This window comes from Caldicellulosiruptor kronotskyensis 2002, assembly GCF_000166775.1.
Taxonomy (GTDB): Bacteria; Bacillota; Thermoanaerobacteria; order Caldicellulosiruptorales; family Caldicellulosiruptoraceae; genus Caldicellulosiruptor; species Caldicellulosiruptor kronotskyensis.
The window spans coordinates 2,378,387-2,390,468 of record NC_014720.1; the positions used below are offsets into that span (position 1 = coordinate 2,378,387).

Here is a 12,082-nt window from a genome sequence, read left to right on the forward strand (position 1 = left end):
ACAAGAATTTTTAAGTTACATTTATCGAAAACGTTTGTTACGATTAATTCAAAATCAAAACAAGGAGGGTGTTTGGTATGAATGGTTTATTTAAAAAATTATCTAAAAAACTTACCATCATTTCCCTTATTGTAATTATTGTATTTTTACTTACTTCATCACTATCTATCTATGCTGGTGTGATGATGCAAGGTTTTTATTGGGATGTACCAGCAGGAGGCACGTGGTGGAACACTCTTGCTTCAAAAGCGTATGAGCTTAAATACATGGTAGGAGGAAGTTACGGTATAAATCGTATATGGTTCCCTCCAGCCTATAAAGGTCAAGGCGGGGCTTATTCAATGGGGTATGATCCTCATGACTACTATGACCTTGGTCAATATTATCAAGATGGAACAACTGAAACAAGGTTTGGATCTCAATCTGAATTAAAAAATGCTATTTCAAAATATAAAAGCTATGGTATATCTGTAACAGAAGATATTGTCTTGAATCACCGCTCTGGTGGAAAGAGTGAATACAATCCTAAGACTGGTACAAATACATGGACAGATTTTACAAATACAGCAAGCGGTATGTGTCAGTGGCACTGGGATGCTTTCCATCCAAATAACTATTGCAGTGGTGACGAAGGAACATTTGCTGGATTCCCAGATGTCTGCTATACTTCAGGTCCAGCTTACAATGACATGAAAGCATGGATGAACTGGCTGAAATCATCCACAAACGCTGGTTTTGATAGCTGGAGATATGACTATGTAAAAGGTTATGGCTATTGGGTTGTAAAAGATTTTAATGCTGCAACATCCCCCACATTTAGCGTTGGGGAATACTGGGACGCAAACACATCAACACTTGACTGGTGGGCAAATTCAAGTGGTTCCTCTGTATTTGACTTTGCACTTTACTATACCTTAAGAGACATTTGCAACAATACAAGCGGCAGCGGATATTTGCCAAACGTCTTTGACTATAGCAAAAGCTATGCTGCAAAAAATCCTTTCAAAGCTGTAACTTTTGTTGCAAATCATGACACAGATGAAATTGTAAATGACAAAATGATGGCTTATGCTTTCATTTTGACTTATCAAGGTTATCCATGTATATTCTGGAAAGATTACTATGATTATGGTCTTGCGACAGGCGGTGGAGCATCTCCTGGTGGATGGGGAAATGGTATAAAACAGCTTGTATGGTGCAGAGAAAAACTTGCTGCTGGTGCACCTAATATTGAAATTCTTAAAAGCAATGATGGTGATATTATAATTTACGGAAGCAAAGGCTATTCAACCTCAAGCCCAGGATACATCGTTGTAATAAATGATCATCCAAGTCAATGGAAAGGTGCATGGGTTCAAACAAGCAATAGTTACTTAAAAGGCAAGACTTTAAAAGCTTATGCTTGGTCATCCACAGTTTCAGGTCAAAATGTTCAGCCGCAAAACAAATACTGTGATGCAAACGGTTGGGTAGAAGTATGGGCACCACCAAGAGGATATGCTGTATATTCTGTAGATGGTCTATAATACAAAAACTTTTACAAGTTCCCTTAGGGGCAAAACCCCTAAGGGAACAATATTTTAGGTGGAGGTAACAATAATAAAATGAGTAAAAGAAAAAAAATAGTGGTTTTTATCTCATTGTTTCTATTGATAGCCTTGATTATTGCAAACATTGTTGTTGTGTACAACAATCAGCCCGAAAATTTAATAAACCTTTTCAGAAAAGCAGAATCTGTAATTAGCGGCAAATACATTGTTGATTTTTACCCTACAAAGGTGGAATTTCTACAAACAGTCAAAGACCTGATATACGATTTTGATAAAAATTCCTTACTAATTGATTATAAAGGACTCAAGATAAAGGCTAATCTTTCATCTCTTTTCCCAGAAGAAAACAAAGTAGGCATAAGACTCAAAATGTATATAGAAAACCTTACAGGTAATAAGTTAACTTTAAACACAACAAATGTACTGTTGGGTTACAAAGGTGATTTGAACCAGTACTCATTTTTACCTCACCTTATTCAAAATTCCAGCTATCCGCTTAATGTCGGAAAGAAATTAGAATTAAATTTGGTATATTATCCAGAAAATAATATATACACCCTGAGAAAATACGGCTATTATGGAGACCTTCGAGAAACATATTTTTTGGATCTAAGCTCTGCTATACTAATGAATAATCTAAAAAGTGTATTACCTATTAGAATCTATTTTTCTGCAGACAAAAAAGATTATTCGAAATATAAAAAAGTATTTAGTAAGGAAAATATTTATACTGACTATGTCTGTAGGCTAACCTTCGAACAACTTTCTCTTCTAAAGTCCAGAAAAATAATTTTTTATCAGGATCAGATAGGTACTACCTTTATAAATGAACAGGTACCATTAAGTTTAAATGCTTTTGAACATAAAGGAATATTGTTTGTACGTATTAAAATACCCCAGGGAAATCTAATAATTGACGAAAAAGATATTTCCGTCTCTTATGATGGAACAACTTGGGAAAGAAGTATAAATAAATTTAAAGACTTGTCCACTCAATTCAAAAAAATGCTTATTAGTCCTAATGTATTAAATCTTGATATTAACTACCCATTCGAATATACCTTTAAATTCAAAGCCAAAAATACAAAAAAGATTTACTTAGATTTAAGCGGAATTGTATTAAAAATTGACCATCATGACAATGAAAAAGGTAATGCAAAGTACAATGAAAAAAGCTCTACAAAATACTCAGCTCTTGTTCCCATAAAACTTCAACTTGTTGAGGCTGGCAATTAGAATAAGCCAGCCTATTCTTGTTATTACCAAAATTATTAGTTTAGACAGTCCAAATTTTATTCTCGAACACAAACACAACCATTTTAAAAAGTCACCCTTTCATGTTCTAAGAGCCATATCTTTTTATCAATTCCTGCACTATATCCTCCCAAAGTTCCATCATTTTTTATAACTCTGTGGCACGGAACAATTATCACAGCTGGATTTTTCTTGGCAGCATTTCCAACAGCTCTTGCACCATGGGGCTTTCCAACTTTTTTTGCAAGCTCTCTATAAGAAACTACACTTCCAAAGGGAACATTTATAAGTTCATTCCAAACTCTCTTTTGAAACTCTGTCCCCTCTAAACGAAGTTTTAGCTCAAAATTGGTTCTCTTCCCTCCAAAATACTCTTCAAGTTGCAAAATAGCTTCTTTTATAACAGGGCTAATCAGCTCTTTTTCATCTTTTCGTGAAACAAACTCCACTGATACTATGCTATCGTCTTGTCCTACAATCTTTATCAGTCCAATTGGAGATATTAAATAACCAACAGATTTTTTCAATTTAAATCACCTGCTCTTTTTAACTAATACTTTTCACAACTTTTTAAATAATCAATCCAATAATCAACATCCAAAAAATAATAATGGGAATAGCATAATACCATTTCTTTGGCTTTCCTTCTCGCCAAAGATTCTCTGCCTCTTTCTGGCACTCATTTAAAATGGAATCTGGTATAAGCTTTATTGTTATTGTAACTAAAAATGGAAGAATTATTATATCATCAAGATAACCTAAAATTGGTATAAAATCTGGTACAAAGTCGATTGGCGACAAGGCATATACAATGGTAATTAAAGCAAATATCTTAGCTAAAAGAGGTGTATCTCTTCTTTTCATTGCTAAAAAAATAGCCGGAATTTGTTTTTTTAATAATTTTGCCTTTTCTCTTATATTTTTACTCAATGAATCCACCTCTTTTAACTATTACACTTTTTAAACAATGTCACGCACTCTACATGAAATGTCTGTGGAAACATATCAACAGGCTGAACTTCCACAACTTCATAGCCATTTGAACAAAGTATATTTGCATCTCTTGCAAGTGTTGAAGGATTGCAGGATACATAAATTATGTTTTGTATCTTGTGCTCTATCAAGCTTTCTAAGAGCTGTTTTTCACAGCCACTTCGCGGAGGGTCAAGTATCACAGCCTGGGGTATAATTCCACTTTTCAATAACTTTGGAATTTCAATCTCAGCACTACCGCATATAAATTCAATATTTGAAATGCTGTTATTCTTGCTGCTTTTTTTTGCATCTTCAACTGCATCTCTAACTAACTCTATGGCGTAAACCTTTTTGCAAAACCGAGCTACAAACATTGAAATGGTACCAATTCCAGAGTATATATCAAATACGACTTCTGCCTCAATATTACGCAGATATTTTACTACCTGACGGTAAAGTACCTCTGTTTGCACAGAATTTACCTGAAAAAATGACTTTGGGGAAATCTCAAATGTTAAATTCCCTATCTTGTCTTTTATTGTGCTATTGCCCCAGATCAATATATCTTCCTCACCAAGTATTACATTTGTCCTTTTAGGATTCAAGTTGACGAAAAAGGATTTGATCTCGGGAAACTTATCTAAAATGTCATTTTTGATAGCTTCTAAATTCTCAGGTACTTTTGTGCAAACAAGAATGAGCATCATCTCATTAAATGCAAATGAATTTCTAACAACAATGTGCCTCAAAACTCCTTTATGCTTTTTTTCGTCATAAACCTCTATCTTGTGTTTTCGGATTAGATCCTTCATACCTTTTATCACATTATCGCAAAACTCATGCTGAATAAGACAGTAATCTATATCAACAATATCATGTGTCATCTTTTTATAAAATCCTATTTGTGGTTTTTTATAATCTCCACCTACCGGAAGTGCTGTTTTGTTTCTGTATCTAAATGGGTTTTCCATTCCAATAACATCATTTATTTTGGGGCTGAGCTTTCCTATTCGCCTAAAAGCATCTTCAACAAGAAGCTTTTTTAGGCTTAGCTGATGCTGGTATTTTGCATGCATCAAATGACATCCACCACAAAAGTCATAATAAGGGCATTCAGGGTCTTTTCTATATGGGCTTTTTTCTAAAATTTCAACTAAGTTTGCTTTGGCATACTCTTTTTTTACCTCTTCTATTTTGATTTTTACAACCTCATCAATTAAAGTATTGTCAACAAACACTACAAAACCATCAATTCTTGCAATGCCCTGTGCCTGGTGATTGAGTGTGTCAATTTTGACAATATACTCTTGCGACTTTTTTACCACATCTTCTCCCCCTGATACTTCTTTGTTTTTTCGCTTTAATATTTTACACCATTTTTTAATAGCAAGAAAATAATAATTTCATAAAGTCTTAGAGAAAATATATATTGAAAATCTAAAAGCTACTGTTCATAAGACATTCAATCAAAAGGAGGTTTAAAAAAATTGTTCAACCCGTTTGAAGAAAAGCCAAAGCCGATTGAAAATTTTCTTATGGACTGGAAAACAATATACCCCAAGTCGTACTGCAAAAATGAAGTTGACCCTTATACAAAGACAAGAATAATTCTCATGAACGGGATTGAAGTTGAAGCCTCGATGTTTTTCCATCAGTTTCACCGCCATTGTATAGACAACAACGTAAGACGCGATTTAGCAATGATGAGAAGAATTGAGCAAATGCAACAAAAACACATCAACTGGTTAAAGCCAATTGATGAGACACCTCTTGAAACTACAATAGGATATGAGCATGTGGCTGTAGACCTTACCGCTTGGCTTGCTCAAAACGAACCTGACCCTTATGTTAAACAAACTCTTGATTTTATTTTGCTTGAAGATTTTGACCATCTTTACCGCTATGCAAACCTTCTTGACATGGACTCGAATATCCCAGCAAACAATCTGGTAAAAAACTATGTTGAAATCATCCCTGGTCGGCCGACAATTGCCCATCACAGACATCCTTATGATACTGTCAGCAGATGCGTTGATTTTAAAAAAGCAGATATTAGAACAAAGTTAAACATTTTCATCATAACAGCCGGTGAGCAGCAGACAATGAATTTTTATAACAACATTGGTAACACCTATTACAACGACCTTGGAAGACAGCTCTACTTAGAAATAGCCTTAGTGGAAGAAGAACACGTAACCCAGTATGGTTCGTTGATTGACCCGAGACTCACATGGTTCGAAAGTCTTCTTTTGCATGAATACACCGAATGCTATCTGTATTACTCATTCTATGAATCTGAGGTTGACCCAAATGTAAAATCTATATGGGAGATGCACCTTGATGCTGAAATTGCCCATCTTCATAAAGCTGCAGAACTTTTGCAAAAATATGAGAACAAATCTTGGTATGAAGTTATCCCGGGTGGGCAGTTCCCAAATCTTTTGCTGTTCCATGATACGCGTGAATATGTACGCAAAGTTATTTCACAGATGGTTGAAATAACTGCTGACAAAGAGGATTTAAAAAATGTAAATGATCTACCAGAAAATCATACGTTTTTCTGGTTCCAGAATAAAGTGAACCATGATATAAATTTGGTTGCAAGCCATGTGGTGATTGATAAGCACAAAACGGTAAAAGGTGAAGATTACAGGTGGGAGATGGCTCCACACCCAGTTGAAAGCTTGAGAAATAGAAAAGAAGACAATAGCTCAATTGGAAGAACAAAGCAGAAAAAGCTTGTTAGCATATAAATAAAAAAGCTGTCTACCGTTGCGGTGGACAGCTTTTTGCAATTTCCGAAACCTTTCATCTATTTTGATTGCATCTTTTCTTTCAAAAAAGCTCCAAGTTTTCTATCTGTTCCAAGGATATGATTTTTGAGCCAGTCAACAACAAGTCTGTTTGTCTTTATAACTGCTGCAACTCCTGCTCCTTCCTTCTCTATCTCCTCTCGAAACTTTTTGTAGTTTTCAACAAAGTTGTCATGTTCTTTTTTATGATATAGATACTCTGGGTACAGATACTCTTTCATGTATTTTTCCTCAGTTGAAAAATGAAAAACAACATAATCACCTAAAAAGTCTAAAACTTCTGGCAATACCTTCTTCCCCTCACCCTGAGCACAAGCATCCAAAAGTCTATTTATTCTTTCAAAAAGCTCTTTGTGCTGATTGTCTATTGACTCAACTCCAACAGAGTACTGGTCAAGCCACTCTATTTGCGGCATTATTTCACTCCTTTCAAATTGAAGTTATATTCAAATATTATATACCCCAATTAATTAAAAAGTAACACATTATAACTTCTTTCTCTCAGGCTTTGCCCAACCTTTCTTTCTAAGTATAGCTTCAAATGTACCAACAATTCTGAATAACACTGTCATCTGTCTGTAGCCAAAATTTTCTAATATCGCAAACAATACAAGTATACCGAACTCTCTCCACCCTTCATATTTTCTATCAGAAAATTCTCCAAGAAGAACTGCTAAAATCGAAATAACTATTCCGTACATTATCTCAACTGCAAAGAAAAATAAGGCCACTTCTAAATTGATTATGTGAGCAAAATACGATATAGGTATAAAAATATAACCCAACATCTCCACGAATGGCCCCAATAGTTCAAACATAAGCTGATATGGCATAGCAAAAAGACCTAATATGCCATACTTAGGATTAAATAGAATATCTTTGTGCATGAAAATAACTTGGCAAAGACCTCTTTGCCATCTTCTTCTTTGTTTTGAAAGGTCTTTTAAAGTCTCTGGACATTGAGTCCATACAATCGGATCTGGTACAAATTCAACTCTTCCCAGTGCGCCTTCTTTATAAGAGTTTTTTCTGAGCTTTACAACAATCTCCATATCCTCGCCAACAGTTCTATCAGAAAACCCTCCAACCTTTATAATAGCATTTTTATTAAATGCTGCAAAGGCTCCAGATGCAATAACAAGACTTCCTATCATAGAAAGACCTTTTCTCGCACCCAAAAAAGCTCTCAAGTATTCTATTATCTGAAATCTTGCAAGACTTGAACTTGGTAGCTTTAATTTTTTTATATTGCCAAAGGAATCCAATTCGGATCCATTTACAATCCTAACAATACCCGTTGTGGCTACAACTTCATAAGGGTTATCAAAAAATGGTTGCATAACCTTGGCTATTGAATCTCTTTCTAAAATTGAATCGGCATCAAGTGAACAAACATATGGGTATGTACATACGTTTATCCCTGCATTGAGAGCATCAGCTTTTCCCCCATTTTCTTTATCCACTACAATTAAATTTGAATACTTTTTGGAATAGTATATGGCCTTTATCTCTTTTGTTGACAAAATCTTTCTAAATTTCCTATCTACAATGTAAAGGTCAAATTCGTTTTTTAATACATCCAATGTCCCATCTTTTGACCCATCATTAATTACTACTACTTCATATTCTGGATATTCAATCTGCAAAAAAGATTTTACAGATTTTGCTATTGTTTCTTCTTCATTGTATGCCGGTACCAGCAGTGATACAGGTGGTGCAAAGTCTGATGAGACAATCTCCACAATCCTTCCTTTTATCTTATTTCTCCAGTAACTAACAATACCAAAAAAAGATATTAAAATTAAAATAGCATAAATAGTATTCAAAACTAAAACATAATAAGATACAAACCATGAAAACCAGTTTATTATATGTCGCATTCGTTATTCACTACCTCTTTCTCGGTTATAAGATATTCAAATCCTTCATCTTTCATTCTTTGATAAAAACAGTGGGGGTTAGACGATTTAAGTATTTTAATTATTTCTAAAGCTAAATCTTTCTCCTGTTCATTTCTGTAATTCAAAGCACTCTTGATAATATAATCAAAATTCACTGGACTATAAAAAACTTCTCTTATTTTGTCCCTTGCAAATTTATCATTTGTTGTATAGTAAAATTTTAGAAGATCATTTAAAATAACTGGTCCAAACTCAGATAGCATCTTTCTTGCAAAGTCTCTCATGTAGAACCAGTCATCTTCAAGGGAGGCAAGTAAATATTTTAAAGAACCCTTAGGTGAAACATTGCTCAACGCCCTTAAGGCTCGTAACTTCACAAAATTTATCTTTTCGTTTTTTATCAGAGTTTCAAGTTTTTCTTTGCAGTTTCTACATCCTACTTTTTCAATTACTCTGCAGAAAGCTGATCTGACTTCTGGTGATGGATGATTTATAAGAAAATCAATGTGTTCTAAATCTTCTAATGCCGCAATCTCTGAAAATATATTCAAACATGATATCAGAACTTTATCCGACGGGTTTTCTTTTATCACGTATAAAATTATATCTTTTATTTTTTCGCCACCATAAACTGCAAAAAATTCTATTCTTCTTCTAACCGAATCTGTATATTTATCAATGTTTAAAAAAATAGTTTTTAAATAAGGTTTAAAAACATTTAAATTCTGTATCTCATCTATGTTTTTGAAAATGGCTTCGGCAGTTGTATCTATCAGATACGGCTCTTTAATGCTAATTTTTAAAAGCGTTTTTAGCTCATCTTCTTCGCCCACTATACTAATAACTTTTGCAAACCTAAGTTTTTGAACTTTATTCCCTTTTTGAACCATCTTAATAGCAATATCAAAAAAGTTCAATTTCTTTAAAGCTATATATAGCTGTTTTTTTTCTTCTCCATTTACCCATGAATAATATATATTTATAACATCACTCAGAATGTAAATGTTTGAAGAATCAATAACATTTTTCTTTCCTGTTATCACATCATAGACATTTTCACTGTTATTTTTAAAAATCTGCTTTATTTTTTCTTGACGGATACTATTAATAACTTTGTATAAAAAAACAACTCCCGAAGTTATAACTAAAAGAATAACAATAATAATAACACACAAGATAACAAAATTTATATTATCTATCATTTAATTCACTCCAAAGTTCTAAAACTTTCTTTAGAAGAATTAATCTTTTATTATCATTCAGAATTTTGAATATAAAGTAATAAGTTTCTTCCTTATTGTTAAGTTTTATAATCGAATAACTGCTTGAATTTATTCTGTCCTCATCATTTAAACAGCCAATAACCTTTTTAATTTCATATTCATCAAAACCTCTGTTATAAATCACCTCTTTTGTAGTATCATTTAAAGCCAAGAAGTGATATGAAACAAAATATTCTGATAAAAATTCATCTATAATTTTGGGAACTACAATGATATGTTCATTTGCCATTTCATTCAAAAAAGAAATAAGATGTACAACTTCATTAATATGTAAATATTCATCTTGAGTGTACAAAAGTGACCTTACCATATTGTAAACTTCTAAAGTTGAAAAAGGCTTTGGAATAACTCCAATAGCTCCAAGCTCGTATGCCTTTGCTCTTGTTGCACGATGAATATTGCTACTGAGCAAAATTACTGGAATGTGAGCTTTAACAGAACTTTTTTTGATAGTTCTCAAAACTTCAAATCCACTAATTTTAGGCAAGTTTGTATCAATTATTGCAACATGAATACTGTTCTCACCAATTTTGTTCAAAGCTTCTTCACCATCAGCAGCCTCAAAAAATACAAAGTGATGTACTGAATCAAAAGAATTTTCAAACTTTTCAATTATTGCTTTTCTTATGTATTCATTTTCATCTGCAATCAACACATTTTTAACTATCATATATTGTTCTCCCATGTTTAGTACCATCTTAATTCTTTATTACCCCTTATTTTTTATTTAAAAACAGCAAAAATAAAAACCCCTTTTTTAAAACCATTAAAAGGTCTAAAAAGGGGTTTTTTACTTTTTTCTCTTCTGGTGCCGAAGGCGGGAGTCGAACCCGCACGGCCTCAGCGGCCACCGGATTTTGAGTCCGGCGCGTCTGCCAGTTCCACCACTTCGGCACATTTTCTTTTTGAATTTTAAGCAAGATTGATTATATCATAAATTTTTGAGATTGTCAAAGCCGAAGATTTTGATAAAATTCTGCCGGTAGACTGAATTACTAACTTCATTTTATCTTCTTTCAAGGTAAAAAGTCAAGGGTCTAAAAGTGAAAATTTCTAATTTTAATATTCAAATGGTTAGGATATAATAGAAATAAAATTTAAAAAAAGCGAGAGGTTATTTGTATGGAAACCTTTTGGCTGTTTATAATATGCTCTTTATTATTTGCTCTAAATTTTTTCGTTACTAAAAAATTTGGACTAAAAAACGTTGAGTATGAAATCTACTTTGAAGAAAATAAAAAAACTGAAGGTGATGAGATTCATATTGTTGAAAGAATTTACAACGGTAAAGCTCTGCCACTTCCATGGGTAAAATCCGAATTTGAAGTATCAGCATCATTTTTCATGGAAAATGCAAAAAATTATGTAGTGGGAGATAAATTAAGGTACATCAGCATTTTCTTTCTTCTACCTTACCAGCAAATAATTAGGCGTCATAAATTTGTTGCAACAAAAAGAGGGTTTTATAAGCTTGACAAAATTTATCTTGTCACTGGTGACCTTTTCGGTCTTTCAATGGATGACAGGTGTTACTATGTAAATTCCAATATTACCATTTACCCTGCATTTTTGGACCTGAAAAAACACCTTCTGCCCCGTTCAAGCCTCTCAGGCGAAGTTGTGGTAAAAAGGCATTATTATGAAGATATATTTCACTTTGCAGGGATAAGAGAGTATCAGTCTTTTGACTCTTTCAACAGAATAAACTGGAACGCAACTGCAAAATATAATACTTTGATGGTAAACAAGTATGAATACACCTCGTCAGGTGATGCTTTAATACTTTTAAATGTCCAAAGTTCAGAGTATGAAAGAAAAGAGGTTTTCAACAAAAACGCAATCGAACTTGGAATAAAGATTGCAGCAAGCCTGACAAAAGAATGCTTAGATAATCACATTCCAGTTGGTTTTGTTTGCAATGGCATAGATGAAGAGACTCTTGAGCCGCTTGAAATCTTGCTGCCATCACAAGATTCAAATCAGCTTTTAAAAATTCTCGAAACACTTGCACACATTAAAATTCAGGTAAACGAATACTTTGAAGCTTTTCTTTATCAAGTTTTAAGAAGTTACAACTTTCGTGAGCTTTTTATAATAACTTCTTTTGTTAACAAGGAGATGGAAAACTCTATCCTTCTTTATTCCTCACTCGGAGTTAAGTTTACTATTATTCTTCTTGAATATGATGAAAAACCTTTCAAATTAGAATCAGAAAATGTAAGAATTTTTCTGGCAAAACAGCATCTTTTAGAAAATGTTAGAACTTAAATAATAGCCGCAGGCAGGTTCTTCTTTTTTATTGTACC

At 33.3% G+C, this 12,082-nt stretch carries 11 protein-coding genes and 1 tRNA gene; 4 read left to right on the forward strand and 8 right to left on the reverse strand.

Annotated elements, in window-relative coordinates; genetic code table 11:
* Window positions 1-77 precede the first annotated feature (77 nt).
* Window positions 78-1,526 (forward strand): alpha-amylase domain-containing protein, encoded by a 1,449-nt coding sequence (locus CALKRO_RS11000; protein WP_013431087.1) that lies wholly within the window; start codon window positions 78-80, stop codon window positions 1,524-1,526.
* A 78-nt stretch (window positions 1,527-1,604) separates the two neighbouring features.
* Window positions 1,605-2,786, forward strand: coding sequence for a hypothetical protein (locus tag CALKRO_RS11005; RefSeq protein WP_013431088.1), 1,182 nt, complete (start codon window positions 1,605-1,607; stop codon window positions 2,784-2,786).
* 83 nt (window positions 2,787-2,869) lie between these two features.
* Here CALKRO_RS11005 and CALKRO_RS11010 read toward each other — a convergent pair whose 3' ends face one another.
* Genes CALKRO_RS11010 through rlmD form a run of 3 tightly spaced genes read right to left on the reverse strand, consistent with a single transcriptional unit; the run spans window position 2,870 to window position 5,104 of the window.
* Window positions 2,870-3,331: a methylated-DNA--[protein]-cysteine S-methyltransferase gene (locus CALKRO_RS11010; protein WP_013431089.1), complete on the reverse strand. Its 462-nt coding sequence runs from the start codon at window positions 3,329-3,331 to the stop codon at window positions 2,870-2,872.
* 43 nt (window positions 3,332-3,374) lie between these two features.
* On the reverse strand, window positions 3,375-3,734 hold the full coding sequence (locus CALKRO_RS11015) for a YkvA family protein (RefSeq protein WP_013431090.1): 360 nt from the start codon (window positions 3,732-3,734) through the stop codon (window positions 3,375-3,377).
* A 14-nt stretch (window positions 3,735-3,748) separates the two neighbouring features.
* Complete coding sequence (rlmD, locus tag CALKRO_RS11020) at window positions 3,749-5,104, reverse strand: 23S rRNA (uracil(1939)-C(5))-methyltransferase RlmD (RefSeq protein ID WP_013431091.1); 1,356 nt, start codon at window positions 5,102-5,104, stop codon at window positions 3,749-3,751.
* A gap of 162 nt (window positions 5,105-5,266) precedes the next feature.
* Between rlmD and CALKRO_RS11025 the strand changes: the two genes are divergently transcribed.
* Complete coding sequence (locus CALKRO_RS11025) at window positions 5,267-6,532, forward strand: hypothetical protein (RefSeq protein ID WP_013431092.1); 1,266 nt, start codon at window positions 5,267-5,269, stop codon at window positions 6,530-6,532.
* Between the two features lie 59 nt (window positions 6,533-6,591).
* Here CALKRO_RS11025 and CALKRO_RS11030 read toward each other — a convergent pair whose 3' ends face one another.
* From CALKRO_RS11030 to CALKRO_RS11050, 5 genes are all read right to left on the reverse strand, one after another.
* A complete protein-coding gene (locus CALKRO_RS11030) occupies window positions 6,592-7,008 on the reverse strand; it encodes a bacteriohemerythrin (RefSeq protein WP_013431093.1) in 417 nt (138 codons plus the stop codon).
* Window positions 7,009-7,077: 69 nt separating this feature from the next.
* Window positions 7,078-8,472 (reverse strand): glycosyltransferase family 2 protein, encoded by a 1,395-nt coding sequence (locus tag CALKRO_RS11035; RefSeq protein ID WP_013431094.1) that lies wholly within the window; start codon window positions 8,470-8,472, stop codon window positions 7,078-7,080.
* A complete protein-coding gene (locus CALKRO_RS11040) occupies window positions 8,460-9,695 on the reverse strand; it encodes a HEAT repeat domain-containing protein (protein ID WP_013431095.1) in 1,236 nt (411 codons plus the stop codon). The genes CALKRO_RS11035 and CALKRO_RS11040 overlap by 13 nt, the downstream gene beginning before the upstream one ends.
* Complete coding sequence (locus CALKRO_RS11045) at window positions 9,685-10,446, reverse strand: response regulator (RefSeq protein ID WP_013431096.1); 762 nt, start codon at window positions 10,444-10,446, stop codon at window positions 9,685-9,687. Before CALKRO_RS11045 ends, CALKRO_RS11040 begins: the two co-directional genes overlap by 11 nt.
* Before the next feature lie 136 nt (window positions 10,447-10,582).
* Window positions 10,583-10,670 (reverse strand) — tRNA-Leu (locus CALKRO_RS11050).
* Window positions 10,671-10,898: 228 nt separating this feature from the next.
* On the opposite strand from CALKRO_RS11050, the gene CALKRO_RS11055 reads away from it, so the two are divergent.
* Entirely contained in the window at window positions 10,899-12,044 is a 1,146-nt protein-coding gene (locus CALKRO_RS11055; RefSeq protein WP_013431097.1) for a DUF58 domain-containing protein, read from the forward strand.
* The last annotated feature ends 38 nt before the right edge of the window (window positions 12,045-12,082 follow it).